Raw genomic sequence first — 14,085 nt, forward strand, 5'->3', positions numbered from 1 at the left:
TCAGTCCACCTCCGCGAACGCGGTGCAGTAGTCGAGGACCGGATCGACCCGGGCGCCGGTCACCGGGTCGTCGTACGGGGACATGAGATCGACGAACGAGGGCGGGCTGATGGCGGGGCAGGGCGTGCCCGACGCGAAGGCGGCGGTCCCGGCGCCGCTGCCCGCGAACTTCTTCTCGCAGCGGATCGTCACCGACGTCTCGAAGAAGCCGATCTCGATGCTGATCGTCAGGCTGGCCCGGCCGATCGCGTAACCGTCCTTGTAGCCCAGCTCCATGTAGAGCTCGATGGAGGCGGAGACGATGCCGAGCACGTCGACCTCGCCGCGGGCCCGCAGGTAGCCGACGAGCGTCACGGTGTCCTTGGCCAGGTCGAGCCGGAAGTAAATTCCGGCCATCACCGACAGGCTGCCGCTGGCCACGCCGAAGTTCATCGACACGGCGGCCCCGAACTCGAGGGCGGCGTCCAGCACGGCGATCTCTTTGGGATTCAGTACGATCCCGAAATAGCCGCCGCCGCCCAGCATCGACACCGTGAGGCGGAAGGGCGCCTCCCGGCGGCAGAAGGCGAATCCGGCCTGGAGCGGTGTGTCACCGATGAACGGGACGGAGATCGCGGCGTTGAGCGAGAGGTTCTCCAGGCTGAAGACGCCGATGGCGGCGCTCGGCAGCTGCATGGAGTAGTTCGCGTGGATCCCGGACCCGTCGACCGTGATCGCCGGTGGATCACTGAAACCGTCGAGGGGGATGATGTTGCGCAGGGTCTGGACGAAGGCCAGGTTCCCCACGAAGTCGACGCCGCCGAACTTCACCTCGACGTCGGGCTTCTGCCCGGCGCGCATGCTGAAGCGGATCTGGTCGAAGTGCAGCACGACGGCGTCGAAGCCGGGCACCATGCGCAGGTCGAACTTGCCCAGGGTGCACGTCACGTCCGCGGCCTGCGGCACGTCCGGCCGCAGCGAGCCGCGCAGGTCGGTGACGAGCGTCAGCTTCCCCGTCGGCCAGAACACGGCGTCCTCCGCCTTGGTCGGCGTCGGCTTGCCCGGCGTCCACGCCTTGATGTCGGGCTGCCACTGAAGACGGGAGTTGACGACGTCCGGCAACTTGGCGCCGAGGGCGGCGAGCTCGACCGCCTTCTTCAGCGCGAGGGCCTGGCCGACCGCCCTGTCCCAGGTGGCGACCTGGTCGGCGATCCGGCCGAGCAACTGCCGCACCCCGGCGTCCACCCCGGCGGGCAGGCCGAGGCGCAGCGCGGCGAGTGCGTCGGAGAACGCGGTGAAGGCGTTCTCGACCTCCTCGATGGTGGTCGGGTCCTGTGCCCCCTCCAACTGGCTGGTGATGTAGTCCACGAGGATCTGCGCGAAGGCCGCCGCGGCGTCGGTCGCGCGCAGCACCAGGTCCACGGTCTCCGGGAACTGCTCCTCGACGGAGGCCAGGAGGTCGCGCAGACCGCGGAGGTCGCCGAGGAAGCCGGTGACCGCGTCGACGGTCGCGGTGAAGAAGTTCGGCGCCTTCAGGTTGTCGAGACCGATCTCGCTCAGGATCTCGGTGAGCGGGAACATCCCGAAGAGCTTCGCCCCGGCCAACTTCCCGAAATAGTCGAGGGGATTGAACCTGCCCTGCGCGAGCTTGGCCCACTTGTCGACGGGCGCGGCGCCCGCCGCCGTGACCGGAGTGGCGGCGACCGGTCCGGTGAGACGGGAGAGACCGGCGACGGGGAAGTTGGGCTGGGCGAGCGCGCCGGCGGTCTGACCGGAGTGCCGGAAGGACAGGTCGACGGGCGCGGCCAGTTCGACGAAGACCTGCCCTTTGTTCGCCTCGCCGAAGGCGTTCCGCACGTACGGCTCCGGGTAGAACACCGACTGCGTCACGTCACCTTCGAAGCCGCCGAACCGGGCGAGCGCGGGGATCACGGCCCGCGCCCAGCGCACGGTCGGCAGGAACCGCGGATGGTCCGTGGGATCCAGGGACAGGATGGCCTCGGTGGTCACGGCGCCCCAGATCAGCTGCCCGGTGGACAGAGTCGTGTCGCCGGGCTTGCGGCTGGGTGCGTAGGCGATGGACTGGCCGCGCACGTCGGCGACGGCGCGCCGGACCAGCGGACTGCTCAGGTCCGGCGGTTCCGGCGCAGGCTCCGACACCAGGCGCCGGTAGTAGTCGACGATGACCTGGACATCGGCCTCGTTCTCGTGGACGAGCTTGCCGACGAAGGCCATCGGCGTACGGAACTCGACGAGGCGCCCCTCCAGGTCGGTCATGCTCACCTGGAACTGGAAGGGGTCCTCGGTGGCGGAGGCGGGGAAGAAAGCGAGCTTTTCGTTCGGGTCGCCGCCGATCGGGGACAGGCCGGGGATCGTCTGCGGCTTCTGCAGATCCGGCGTGACCAGGGTGAGCAGCCGCACGCTGGTGAACGGGAAGAGCCGGCGCAGCCGCTTCTGGTCGGCGTTGTCATCCGACTGTCCATAGCTGCGCACCGGTTCCCGCACCATGATGAAGAACCGCTGGTTGAGATAGGCGGCGTGGTCGGGGCGGGTGTGGTCGAACTTGCGCTCGGTGACCTTGACGAGATCCGCGAGGTGTCCGAACGGCCACAGGCGGCCGCGGTACATGACGCGTACGTAGTGATCCCGGCCCAGCGCGGCGCGGTGCCGCCACTGGGTGACGTCGAAGCCGGTCGGGGGCCTGTTCCACTGGCCGAAGGAGTCGAGCCAGCCGCCCATGGCGGACAGGATGAGATGGTCGACGTCCAGCGGGGCGGGGGAGAAGCTGCCCGGCAGGTTCCGGTTGGAGCTCAGATGCACCACCGAGGACCGGTCCTTGCGGTCCAGTGCCATCGTGAACTCGCTGCCTCCGGCGGGCAGGGCGCGCGCGTCGGCCGGATCGAATTCAGGGTCACGGGTCCACACGGCACGGGCGTGCCCGGCCGGCATCCGGGTGTGCCACAGCTCGACCCGGCCGTCCGGGTCGGGCAGCGAGGTGGTGTGCGTCCAGGCAGCCGACCCGGGTGGGGAGAGGAGCAGTCGGTAGGGCAGTTCGATGCCGGTGCGCGGGTTGGCGGCGTCCGCCAGCGGGTTTTCCGGACCGGGGCCCGCGACGGTGTCCGGGAGTGCGTTCGTGGCGGTGTCCGGGGTGGCCTCAGAGGCGGCGGGCACGGCCAGGAGTCCGGCGGCGAGGGGCCCGCCCGGCCCGTACCGCGCGGTCAGTTCCGCCGTCGTACGGGCCAGCCGCAGCGCCTGGAAGACATCGAGGGGCCGACCGGTCACGGCACGGGCCGACCGGTCTGCCGAGGCGGGTTCGGCGGCGGCGTCCACCACCCGCATCGGGAGCGTCCGCATGGCGGTGAGCAGGCCGGATTCGGTGTACTCGACGATGTCGTCGGCGGCGACCGTGAACACCAGGAGGCTGCGGCCGCCGATGCGTGAGGCGACCGGTGGCGGCTTGGGGGGTTCGCTGCCGGCCCGTACCGCGCCGGACACCGGCGTCCCCGACTCGGGCAGCCCCGGGCTGACTTCGAAGAAGGCTTGTTCGGCGACATGCTGGGGGCCGAATGTGACCACCAGAAAGGCCGGTTGCCCCGGGTCCGCACGCACCAGCCGCCGGGGTCCGATGAGGGGGCGCTCCAGGCGCAGTCCGAGGAACGCGAAGTGCAGATCGAGCAAGTCGGTCGCCCGCAGCAGCCGGTACGGCTCGGGCGAGGGGGACGCGGCCATGTGACTCTCCCGTCAAGCGAGTCAGGAAACCTTCGAGCGTGCTGTCCCGTACTGCGAAGCGTGCTGTCCCGCACAAATGGCGCCTCCCCAGCCTCTCGGACCCGCCCGACGTCACACCGACCGGCCCCCCAACACCACCCGAACGAGTGAAGGCGCGGAGGGCTCGCGGAATACCGGCGGCAACAGGGGAGTTGGGGATCACCACCAGCAGACGCCGTCGAAGGAGATGCCCATGCCGCTCAGTGTCGAAGAGCGTGAACAGTTCCTTGCCGAGCCGCACATCGGAGCGCTGGCCGTGACGGCGGGGGAGGGGCGGGCGCCGCTCACCCTGCCGATCTGGTATCAGTACGCCCCGGGCGGCGAGCTGTGGGTGATGACGGGCCGGCACTCGAAGAAGGGCCGGCTGATCGCCGCCGCGGGACGCTTCTCGCTGATGGTCGACCGCCTGGAGCCGACCGTCCGGTACGTCTCCGTGGAGGGCCCGGTGGTCCGCTCCGAGGACGCGACCGTCGAGCGGCTGCGCGAGATCTCGGCGCGCTACCTCCCGGCCGACAAGGTCGAGTCGTACGTCGAGACCGCCTGGAAGGAGCACGGCGAGCAGGCCGTCTACTACCTGCGGCCCGAGCACTGGTATTCGTCGGACCTCGGTTCTGTCTGACCCTTGGTGCGGCCTGACCCCCGGTGCGGCTCACCGGGGCGTCACGGCTTGCGGGCGAGGCCTCCGTGCTCACCGATGGGTTCCTGGGCGGGAGAGCCGGGGTCGGGGCGCCAGAAGGGGACCGACACGACCCCGGGCGCGAGGAGCTCCAGGCCTTCGAAGAACGCCTCGATCTTGTCGACCGGGCGCAGGAAGTACGGGACGGCACCGGACGCGTTGTAGGCGTCCTGGGCCGCTTCGTACGCCGCGTCGACGCCCCGTGAGCCGTCGTTGACGGAGAGGTAGCTGCCGGACGGCAGGCCGTCCATCAGCCGGGCGACGATGGCGCGCGCCTCGTCGTAGTCGGCGATGTGCCCCAGGATGTTGCTGAGGATCAGGGCGGTGGGGCGGCTGAGGTCCAGTGTGTCGGCTGCGGCCGCCAGGATGCGGTCGGGGTCGGACAGGTCGGCGTCGATGTAGGCCGTGGCCCCCTCCGGGGTCGACGTGAGCAGCGCGCGGGCGTGGGTGAGGACCATGGGGTCGTGGTCCACGTAGACGATCCTGGCCTCCGGGGCGAGGCGCTGGGCGACCTCGTGCGTGTTGTCCACCGTCGGCAGACCGGTACCGATGTCCAGGAACTGCCGGATGCCCGCCTCGGAGACCAGGTGCGTGATGTTGCGGCGCAGGAAGGCACGGCTGCTGCGGGCGACGGTGACGATGCCGGGGAAGACGGCGCTGTACGCGTCGCCCGCCGCCTCGTCGACGGGGTAGTTGTCCTTGCCTCCCAGCCAGTAGTTCCAGATCCGGGCCGAGTGCGGCACCGATGTGTCGATCTTCTGGTGCGCCGCAGGACCGGGCGTCGTGGCGTGGTCGGTCATGGGTACCGTCCGTCTTCAACCGTGGCGTGGACTGTTCGACGCACAACCTACGTCGCAACAGCCGTGTTGCGCACATCAGTTCACCCGGGGAACCTCAACGGGTCATGTACGCGCCTCCGTTGACGTGCAGCACCTGACCGGTGATGTGACGGGCTCCGGGAGAGGCGAGGAAGGCGACCGTTTCCGCGATGTCCTCCGGCGAACCGGCGCGACCCGTCGAGGTCGCGGCCACGAGCTGCTCGCGCCGCTCGTCCGCGAGCCGGTCCCGGAAGAACTCGGTGTCCGCGATGTAGCCGGGCGCGACGATGTTGGCGGTGACGCCGCGCGGCCCGAGCGTACGGGCCAGATCCAGATTCCAGGCGGCGAGACCGGCCTTGGCGGCGCCGTAGGCCCCGGCCCCCGATCCCTGGGCGCCGGCGATCGACCCGATGTGCACGACGGCTCCACCGGCCGCGAGCCTGCTGTCCAGTGCCCTGGTGGTCAGCGCGGCCCCGACGAGGTTCGCGTCCAGGTTGTCGCGGAAGGCCTGCCCGTACGCGACGAGATCGGCCTCTTCGCCGACTTCGAGGTCCTCCTGCGGACCGGCGTCGAAGTCGGTGTTCCCGCCGGCGTTGTTGACGAGGACGTCGATCCGCTCCGGCAGCTGGGAGAGGAGCGCCGTGAGCGCCTCGGGCCGGGTGTGGTCGCACACCACGCCGCGTACACCGGTCTCGGCTGCCAGCAGGTGGAGGGGTTCGGGACGGCGGCCGGTGACGAACACGGTCTCGCCGCGCTCCGCGAAGTGCCGGGCGGCCGCGCGGCCGATCCCGGTGCCGCCGCCGGTGATCAGGATGGTGCGTGTCATAAGCTGAACTCCGAACATCCATTGAGGTCTAAATTTAGAGCTAAACGTAACACCGTGGAGGCGGCACATGAAAGAGGGGCCAGATATGATGGCGGCAGGCGCGAGGGGTGCAAAGGCAAAGGACGCGGGTCCGGAGGGGGCGGGAGCGGCCGGACGGGGGGAGGGTGACTCCGTGCCGGGCGGGACCGCCGCGTACACCGCACGGGACATCGCTGCCGCCTGGGAGCGCGAGCGCCCCGGCACCCCCGCCACGTCGATCGGCATCGTCACGCCGATCTGGCAACTGGCCAAGCTCTTCGGCGACGACCGGCGACGCGTTCTCGCCCGCGCCGGCGTGGACACGGCGACACTCGACCTGCTCAGCGTGTTGCGCCGCAGCGGCACGCCCTACACCCTGACCACCCGCGAGCTGGGGCACCTGTCGATGGTCACGGCGGGCGCGGTTTCCCAGCGGGTGGCCCGTGCCGAACGCGAAGGCCTGGTCACCCGCCGCCCCGGGGAAGGTCGGCCCCGTACGGTCGAGGTCACCCTCACCGAGGCCGGCCACGCACTCGTGGAGGCCACGGTGGACCAAGTGCTGGGCAGAGAAGCCGACTTGATCGGCGGCCTGACGCCCGCCCAGCAGGCACAGCTCACCGAACTGCTGGGCCTTCTCCTCGAAGACGTCCAGCGGAACCTCGGGGACGAACGGATCACGCAGGTGGGAGAGGTCTGATGCCTGCGCGGCGCCGACCGGAAATGTGTGATGGGGGAGACCCCGAACCCGCCCTCACTGCCCGGATCTGCACGTGGTGATGTGCTGTGCAAGGTGCACTGTCACCTGTACGCGGTGCTGAGCTGCACTGTCATCGGGGAATCGAACCCCTGCGTTGCTCTTCACGCGCCAGGCGTGGGCCGGAAACCCGCCGGCCCTCGGTGTGTGCACGCCTCCGGAACAGCTACCTGCTCCCCATCGTCCGTACGGCCGGACCGTCCGCTCAGTGCGGTCGGACCGTCCGCTCAGTCCAGCAGGTCGGCCTCCCAGTTCGCGCGCTGGATGCGCACGTCGACCTCACGGATCTCCCGGGCGAGCGCGTCCGCCTGGCCGCGCAGCTCCGCGACCGGGAGGGCCGAGAGCATCATCAGCTCCGACCGCAGCTGCCGCCCGTAGCCCCGTTCGCCCGTGCCGGCTGCCGCGTCCGCGGCCGCGGTGACCACCGAGTGGCGCAGCCGCAGCACGTCCCGGCGGGCGAGCGCGTCGGTGAGCGTGCCGTCCTCTCCCAGCTGCACGGACGCGTTGGTCCGGTTGATGCGCCGGATCAACGACTCGAGGGTGTTCAGCACCTCGCCGGCATCGGCCAGCAACTGGGCCGCGTCCTCAGGAGGCGTCTCACCCTCCTGGTACCGCGCACTGCTGACCACGCGCGCCCGCAGCTGCTCCACGCGGCGCGTCGCCTCCGCGCGCTCCGCCAGCGCCTCGGCAAGTTTCACCGTTGTCCCCCTGTCCTCTGAGCTCGCACGAGTATACGAAGGAGAGCCGCCCCGCCCGCACCGGGTTTTCCCGTGCCGCCTGCCGCCGACGGGTCCTACTTCTTCGGCTCACGGAAGCGGCCGAAAGCCTTCGTGAGCGCGCTCAGCGGGGAGCCCTCGGGTTTGGCCTGGCCTGCCGCGGGCGGCCGGGGCACACCGTCTCCGCCGGTCACCTCGGCCAGCGCCGCCTGCGCCGCCTCGGCCGCCTCCCGGTACAGATCGCGGGAGGTCGTCATGGCGTCGAGCGCCTCGGCGTACTTGGTGACCATGTCCTGGGCGTGGACCAGCTCCTCCTCGGGGGTGAGCAGGTGCCAGCCCTGGCGCAGCCGCGTCAGGACACTCTCGGCCTCGGGCGACATGGGCCGGGGGAGCGCGGCGAACTCCTTCACCCTGTCGAGGAGTTCGGTCGGCTCGGACCCGTCCAGGAAGACCGTCCGTACCGTGAAACGCTCCGCGTCGTAGTCCGGGCCCTGCGGAGCCGAGGGCAGGATGACGGCACCGCCGCGCGGCATCCGCACACCCAGCTCGCGCTTCATCGCGAAGTCGGCGATCTGCGCCTGCTCCGGCGTGCCCCGGTGCTCGACCACCTGGTGCCGCAGGCCGGGCGGCAGGAATGTCGAGACCGGCTGCTGCCCCTTCGCGTCCGGAGTCATCGCCTCGTGCACCACGACGTGGATGAACCAGCTCTGCCGGGTGCAGTCCCGCAGCAGGTGGCGGAGCTCGTCGTCGTCCTTCGGCAGGTGATTCGTCGACCGCAGGCGCACGCCCGCCACGGTGTCGTGATCCCAGGCGACCTGATCGCTGTCCGGCCAGAACATGAGGGCGGGAGAGGGCCAGTGATCGTCCCACGCCTGCTCCGCCTCGGCGGCGAGGGTCCACGTCACACCCTCGTCCTCCTTGCGGCGGGCCTCGGGATCGTACGTGGTCAGCTGTGCGCGCACCGTGACGTCGTCGGCCACGCGCCAGCGGGCCTCGAAGAGGCGGCGGGCCGACGGGCCGGGGTCGGCGGACTCGTCGCGCGGGTGCAGGACGGTGGAGGCGGCCGCCTCTACGGGGTCGAGGTCCAGGAAGTCGTCGAGCACCCCGGCCGCCTTCAGGGCGATCAGGTTGCGCCGGACGTCCTGTTCGGGTTCGGGCCCCAGGTGGCGCCCGCGCCCGAGCCACGCGGTGTCGGGGACGGCGGTCGAGGAGGTGCTGTTCTTGGCCATGGATTCGTTCTGTAGGCGATCGGGGCCCGACCAGTATGGTCCGTCGAGCTGTCGATGGAAGACGTCGGTGCAGGCCAGTGTCACGGTTTGTGGGTTCTCGTTCGACTTCTCCGGTGCCAGTACGAGTACGAGTTCGGGGCCCGCGGGGCGGCAGCGCCGATCGGTGCGTGAACCGGGAGGTATGCCCGACGGTTGGCGGGTGATCTCTGGGCGGGCGCCGATGAGGATGGCGGCCATGCATCCCGACCTCACGGCTGCCACGCACCCCGACCTCACGGCCGCCCCGCCCCCCGACCTCGAAGTGCCGCATCCAAGACAGACCGCACCACCACCGGACACGGGCCCGCCGAGCGTCGCGGCGCTGCTCCGCCCGTACGCCTGGAAATTCGCCGCCGTCGTATCTCTGCAGGTCATCGGCGCCCTCGCGGGTCTCGCGCCGCTGTTGGCAGTCGTCGAACTGGGCCGGGCGCTGCTGTCACCCGACCCGATCGACCATGATCACGTCTGGTTCGCGGTGATCGCCGGAGCGGTCGGCCTGTTCGTCCGCCTGCTGTGCACGGCCGCGGCGTCCGGGATCGGGCATCTGCTCGACGGCCAGGTGCAGCTGTCGTTCCGCCGTCGGCTGGCCGCGAGCCTCGGACGCGTACCCATCGGCTGGTTCTCCCGGCGCGGGACGGGCGAGCTGGCCAAGGTGGTGGGGGAGGACGTCGGCGCCGTGCACCCGTTCATCGCGCACGCCCCCGGCGAACTCGTCTCCGCGTTCGTGGTCCCGCTGGCGTCGCTGATCTACCTGTTCACGGTCGACTGGCTGCTCACCCTGATCACGCTGATACCGGTGGTACTCGCGGTGGCGCTGGTGCCCCTGATGATGACGCCGACCCGGCTGCGCGAGCAGGAGGAGTTCGACGCGGCCATGGGGCGGATCTCGAGCTCCGTCGTCGAGTTCGTGCAGGGCATAGCGGTGGTGAAGACCTTCGGCGCCTCCGGCCGCGCCCACCGCAGGTTCCTGACGGCCACCGACGCGTTCGTCACCACCTTCCACCGGTGGGTGCACGGCCTCTCCAGGGTCGCCGCGGGCATGCAGCTCGTACTCTCCCCACCCTTCGTACTCCTGGTCGTCCTCATCGGCGGCACGACCCTGATCACGAGCGGCGACCTGGCCCCGGCCGACCTGCTGCCCTTCCTGCTGCTCGGCCTCGGCCTCACCGCTCCGGTGGAGGCACTCGGCCACGGCTTCGACGACATGCAGGCCGCGAGACGCGCGGTCGGCCGCATCCGCGACGTCCTGGCGGTGCGGCCACTGCCGGAACCCGCACACCCCGTCGCGCCCCAGGGGCACCGAGTGGAACTGCGGGACGTCCGATTCGCCTACGAAGCCGAAGCCGGAACCGGGGCCGGAACTGAAGCCGACATCGGTCACGAGGTGCTGCGAGGGATCGACCTGGTACTCGAACCGGGCACGGTCACCGCGATCGTCGGCCCGTCCGGCAGCGGTAAGTCGACGCTGGTCCAGCTGTTGCCACGGTTCTTCGACCCCACACATGGCTCGGTCCTTCTCGGCGGCGTCGACCTGCGTGAGCTCGACAGCCGAGAGCTCTACCGGACGGTCTCCTTCGTCTTCCAGGACGTACGGCTGCTGCGCGCCTCCGTCGCCGACAACATCGCCCTGGCGGTGCCGCATGCCAACCATGACGACGTGGTGCGCGCCGCCCGGTCGGCGAACATCCACGACAGGATCCTCGAACTGCCCCGCGGCTACGACTCCGTGATCGGTGAGGACGCCGGACTGTCGGGCGGCGAGGCACAGCGGATCGCCCTCGCCCGCGCACTGCTCGCGGACACACCCGTACTCGTGCTCGACGAGGCGACCGCCTTCGCCGACCCGAAGACGGAACAGGCGGTACGCCGGGCCCTGGCGACGCTGAAGGGCGAGCGCACGACCGTGATCATCGCCCACCGCCTGGAGACCATCGCGGACGCCGACACCGTCGTGATGCTGGACGGCGGAGTGATCGTCGAACGCGGCAGCCCGACCGAACTACGGGCACGGGGCGGGAAATTCGCCGAATTCTGGTACGCGCAGCATTCTGCTGCGTGTCCTGATCCGCCTTCGGCCCCGCAGGCGGTCGCGGCGTCTGTCGAGCCCGGAGCACAAGGGAACGTACACGAGGAGGGCGAGTCCCGATGATCCAGCTGCTGCTCCGCGTTCTGGGACGCGAGTACGGCCGGCCGCTGCGCCGCGCGGTGGCCCTGATGACGACGACAGCGGTGGCCGAGGGCCTGTCCTACGCCTTGCTGGTCCCGGTACTGCGGTCACTGTTCGGGAGCACGCCCGAAGACGCCTGGCCGTGGCTGCTGGCCTTCGGGGTCGCGGTGGCGGCCTACGGCGGGCTGCGCTACATGAGTGACCTGTCCGGGTTCCGCGTCGGCACCGCGCTGCTCCGCGGCATGTACCACCGGCTCGGGGACCACCTGGCCCGACTGCCCATCGGCTGGTACAGCGCGGGCCGCCTCGGAGAGGTCTCCGTCCTGGCCAGTCGCGGGGTCCTGGAGGCGATGGGCGTGATCGCGCACCTGCTGGTGCCGCTGATCTCCGCCAGTGTCACCCCTCTGACCATCGTCGCCGTGATGCTCGCGTTCAACTGGCAGATGGGGCTGGCCGCGCTGGCCGCCGTGCCGGTCGTGGCGGCGATCCAGCTCTGGACGGCGCGCTCGATGGCCGCGGGCGACGCGGAACGGTCCGCACGCGACGACGAGGCCACCGGGCGGGTCATCGAATACCTGCAGGCCCAGCCGGTGCTGCGGGCCGGCGGGCGTACGGCAGAACGTTTCCGGCTGCTCGACGACTCGCTCCGCGCAGTCGAGCGCGCCGCTCGCCGATCCACCCTGACCGCGCTGCCCGGAGTCGTCGGACTGACGCTCGTGGTGCAGGCGGTGTTCACCGGTTCGCTGGTGCTGGGCACCTATCTCTCGCTGGGCGGGGACATCGGGACGGCGGAGGTCCTGACGCTCCTGGTCCTGGCCGCCCGCTGCGCGGACCCACTGCTCTCGCTGGCCGACCTGGGCGGCCAACTGCGCGCCGCACGCGCCGTGTTGACCCGGATCGACACGGTGCTGCGCACCGAGCCGCTGCCCGAACCCGCCGCGCCGGTCGCGCCGGTACGCCATGATCTGGAATTCGAGTCCGTCTCCTTCCGGCACGGCGACCGCACGGTGATCGACGACGTGTCGCTGTCCGTGGCCCAGGGGCAGCGCCTCGCCGTCGTCGGCCCGTCGGGCGCGGGCAAGAGCACGCTGCTGCACCTCCTCGCGCGCTTCTACGACGTGGACGCGGGCGCGGTACGCGTAGGAGGCGTGGACGTACGCGCGATCGACACGGAGGTGCTGATGGCACGGATCTCGTTCGTCTTCCAGGACGTCTACCTCTTCGACGGCACGATCGAGGAGAACGTACGCCTCGGCCGCCCCGACGCCGACGAGGCCGACGTACGAGCGGCAGCCACCGCGGCGCGGCTGGACGAGGTGATCGAACGGCTGCCCGCCGGGTGGGCGACGAACGTCGGCGAGGGCGGCGCCCTGCTGTCGGGCGGCGAACGCCAGCGCGTATCGATCGCGCGAGCGCTGCTGAAGGACGCCCCCGTCGTGCTGCTGGACGAGGTCACCTCCGCACTGGACCCGGTGAACGAGGCGGCCGTCCACGAAGGCATCGAACGCCTGATGGCGGGCCGGACGGTCGTGATGGTCGCGCACCGGATGCGGACGGTCCGACGCGCCGACCGCGTCGTCTTCCTCGACGACGGCCGAGTCGTGGAGGAGGGCAGCCATGACGAATTGCTGCGCCGCGGTCGCCGTTACGCCGAGTTCTGGAACCTTTCGCTGCAATCGGGGTGAGCCCAATGTGCCTGCGACGTGACGGCGTCAGGAGGAGGCGGCGGCACGTTCGGACGCGCTGCGCAGGACGCAGAACTCGTTGCCTTCGGGGTCGGCGAGGACGACCCATCCGGAGCCGACCGGTTCCCGACGGTCGCTGACCAGGGTGGCGCCGAGACCCAGCAGCCGTTCCACCTCGGCCTCGCGGGTGGTGTCCGGGCGCAGGCACAGGTGGAGCCGGTTCTTCGTCGTCTTGGGCTCGGGCACCTGATTGAAGAACAGCAGCGGCCCCGTCGGCAGCATCACCTGGGTCTCCTTGTCGCCCGGCTTGTCCTCCGGGTGCAGCGGATGCCCGGTCACCTCGCTCCAGAACCAGGCCAGTTGGTAGGCATCCGCACAGTCGATCGCTACGTTCTGCACCTCTGAGATCATTGGGCGAGCTTGCCTCAGCGAACTCGGATCCTCCAGCCGTTTTCATCTGTACCCGGTGGAGGGGTGGGCCGATTCCAGCCTGCGCCCAGTCCGGCAGGCCACCCACGCTGGAACCATCGCCTGCTGGAATCATCGTCGGCCATGGATGATGACGACTGGTATCTGCAGAAGGGCCACGGTGTCCGGTTCGAGTGGGGACCCACCGGCGCGGAACGGCTGGCAGCGGATGTCGCCTGCATGGTGGTCGTGGACGTGCTCTCGTTCACCACCTCGGTGACGGTCGCCGTCGAGGCGGGGACACGGGTCTTCCCCTACCGGTGGCGCGACGCGACCGCGACCGCGTTCGCCGGGCGGGTGGGGGCGGACCTGGCGGTCGGACGCAGCATGGCCACCGAGTCGTCCCCCTGGACCCTCTCTCCCGCCGCCCTGCGACGTGCCCCCTTCACGCCCCGCCTGGTACTTCCCTCACCCAACGGCTCCGCCATCGCGGCCTCGGCCGGTGAATCACCCGTGATAGCCGGCGCCCTCAGGAACGCGACAGCCGTGAGCCGCTGGCTCGTCCGCCACGGCTACGGGACGGCCGAACGCCCGGTCGCGGTGATCGCCTCCGGCGAACGCTGGCCGGACGGAAGCCTCAGGCCCGCCATGGAGGACCTCTTGGGCGCAGGAGCGATCATCTCCGGACTGCTGTCCCACCTCTCCCTGCCGTCACCGCTGCCTCGTGAACACGAACAACTCGGAAACGCGCTCTCGCCGGAAGCGACGCTGGCAGCAGCCGCCTTCCAGACGGCATCGGATGTCGCCGCCGCTGTGACCGCAAGCGCCTCCGGGCGCCAACTCATCAACGGGGGTTACGCCGATGACGTCGCCGTCGCCACCGAAGTGGACGCCTGCACCGCGGTCCCTGTCCTCGTCGACGGGGCGTTCACCCTCGCCGAGTGAACCGCCGGGCCGCGCCTGGCCATGCCCAGGTGCAGCCCGGCGAGTACGGGCGCGTAC

The 14,085-nt window shown here is 70.6% G+C and carries 11 protein-coding genes; 5 read left to right on the forward strand and 6 right to left on the reverse strand.

The genetic code is table 11. The annotated features are described in order from the left end of the window. On the reverse strand, positions 1–3,708 hold the full coding sequence (locus ACZ7LU_RS10495) for a hypothetical protein (protein WP_471916398.1): 3,708 nt from the start codon (positions 3,706–3,708) through the stop codon (positions 1–3). A 232-nt stretch (positions 3,709–3,940) separates the two neighbouring features. On the opposite strand from ACZ7LU_RS10495, the gene ACZ7LU_RS10500 reads away from it, so the two are divergent. Beyond that, positions 3,941–4,366 (forward strand): pyridoxamine 5'-phosphate oxidase family protein, encoded by a 426-nt coding sequence (locus ACZ7LU_RS10500; RefSeq protein WP_471916399.1) that lies wholly within the window; start codon positions 3,941–3,943, stop codon positions 4,364–4,366. Positions 4,367–4,407: 41 nt separating this feature from the next. Here ACZ7LU_RS10500 and ACZ7LU_RS10505 read toward each other — a convergent pair whose 3' ends face one another. Both ACZ7LU_RS10505 and ACZ7LU_RS10510 read right to left on the reverse strand, forming a co-directional pair. Further along, positions 4,408–5,223, reverse strand: coding sequence for an SAM-dependent methyltransferase (locus tag ACZ7LU_RS10505; protein WP_471916400.1), 816 nt, complete (start codon positions 5,221–5,223; stop codon positions 4,408–4,410). Between the two features lie 94 nt (positions 5,224–5,317). Further along, positions 5,318–6,067 carry an SDR family NAD(P)-dependent oxidoreductase gene (locus ACZ7LU_RS10510; protein WP_471916401.1) on the reverse strand — a complete coding sequence of 250 codons (750 nt, stop codon included), beginning with the start codon at positions 6,065–6,067 and terminating at the stop codon, positions 5,318–5,320. Positions 6,068–6,239: 172 nt separating this feature from the next. Here ACZ7LU_RS10510 and ACZ7LU_RS10515 point away from each other — a divergent pair, with 172 nt between their 5' ends. Next, the gene (locus ACZ7LU_RS10515; RefSeq protein WP_471916402.1) at positions 6,240–6,782 is read left to right on the forward strand and encodes a MarR family winged helix-turn-helix transcriptional regulator; all 543 of its coding nucleotides are present in this window, start codon (positions 6,240–6,242) and stop codon (positions 6,780–6,782) included. 284 nt (positions 6,783–7,066) lie between these two features. Here ACZ7LU_RS10515 and ACZ7LU_RS10520 read toward each other — a convergent pair whose 3' ends face one another. Continuing rightward, complete coding sequence (locus tag ACZ7LU_RS10520; protein WP_471916403.1) at positions 7,067–7,537, reverse strand: DIP1984 family protein; 471 nt, start codon at positions 7,535–7,537, stop codon at positions 7,067–7,069. Between the two features lie 95 nt (positions 7,538–7,632). Next, positions 7,633–8,784 (reverse strand): hypothetical protein, encoded by a 1,152-nt coding sequence (locus ACZ7LU_RS10525; protein WP_398311529.1) that lies wholly within the window; start codon positions 8,782–8,784, stop codon positions 7,633–7,635. Between the two features lie 235 nt (positions 8,785–9,019). Between ACZ7LU_RS10525 and ACZ7LU_RS10530 the strand changes: the two genes are divergently transcribed. Further along, a complete protein-coding gene (locus ACZ7LU_RS10530) occupies positions 9,020–10,972 on the forward strand; it encodes an ABC transporter ATP-binding protein (RefSeq protein WP_471916404.1) in 1,953 nt (650 codons plus the stop codon). Further along, positions 10,969–12,675, forward strand: a complete 1,707-nt coding sequence (locus ACZ7LU_RS10535) for an ABC transporter ATP-binding protein (protein ID WP_471916405.1) — start codon at positions 10,969–10,971, stop codon at positions 12,673–12,675. Before ACZ7LU_RS10530 ends, ACZ7LU_RS10535 begins: the two co-directional genes overlap by 4 nt. Before the next feature lie 27 nt (positions 12,676–12,702). On the opposite strand, the gene ACZ7LU_RS10540 is transcribed toward ACZ7LU_RS10535, so the two are convergent. Next, positions 12,703–13,086 carry a VOC family protein gene (locus ACZ7LU_RS10540; RefSeq protein WP_471916406.1) on the reverse strand — a complete coding sequence of 128 codons (384 nt, stop codon included), beginning with the start codon at positions 13,084–13,086 and terminating at the stop codon, positions 12,703–12,705. 141 nt (positions 13,087–13,227) lie between these two features. On the opposite strand from ACZ7LU_RS10540, the gene ACZ7LU_RS10545 reads away from it, so the two are divergent. Next, on the forward strand, positions 13,228–14,028 hold the full coding sequence (locus ACZ7LU_RS10545) for a 2-phosphosulfolactate phosphatase (RefSeq protein ID WP_471916407.1): 801 nt from the start codon (positions 13,228–13,230) through the stop codon (positions 14,026–14,028). The last annotated feature ends 57 nt before the right edge of the window (positions 14,029–14,085 follow it).

The organism is Streptomyces sp. NPDC039462 (assembly GCF_055639375.1).

What these genes read in the sequence shown, in the direction of transcription:
- ACZ7LU_RS10495 (WP_471916398.1), bottom strand. Translation starts at nt 3,708, where the DNA reads ATGGCCGCGTCCCCCTCGCCCGAGCCGTACCGGCTGCTGCGGGCGACC.
- ACZ7LU_RS10500 (WP_471916399.1), top strand. Translation starts at nt 3,941, where the DNA reads ATGCCGCTCAGTGTCGAAGAGCGTGAACAGTTCCTTGCCGAGCCGCAC.
- ACZ7LU_RS10505 (WP_471916400.1), bottom strand. Translation starts at nt 5,223, where the DNA reads ATGACCGACCACGCCACGACGCCCGGTCCTGCGGCGCACCAGAAGATC.
- ACZ7LU_RS10510 (WP_471916401.1), bottom strand. Translation starts at nt 6,067, where the DNA reads ATGACACGCACCATCCTGATCACCGGCGGCGGCACCGGGATCGGCCGC.
- ACZ7LU_RS10525 (WP_398311529.1), bottom strand. Translation starts at nt 8,784, where the DNA reads ATGGCCAAGAACAGCACCTCCTCGACCGCCGTCCCCGACACCGCGTGG.
- ACZ7LU_RS10530 (WP_471916404.1), top strand. Translation starts at nt 9,020, where the DNA reads ATGCATCCCGACCTCACGGCTGCCACGCACCCCGACCTCACGGCCGCC.
- ACZ7LU_RS10535 (WP_471916405.1), top strand. Translation starts at nt 10,969, where the DNA reads ATGATCCAGCTGCTGCTCCGCGTTCTGGGACGCGAGTACGGCCGGCCG.
- ACZ7LU_RS10540 (WP_471916406.1), bottom strand. Translation starts at nt 13,086, where the DNA reads ATGATCTCAGAGGTGCAGAACGTAGCGATCGACTGTGCGGATGCCTAC.
- ACZ7LU_RS10545 (WP_471916407.1), top strand. Translation starts at nt 13,228, where the DNA reads ATGGATGATGACGACTGGTATCTGCAGAAGGGCCACGGTGTCCGGTTC.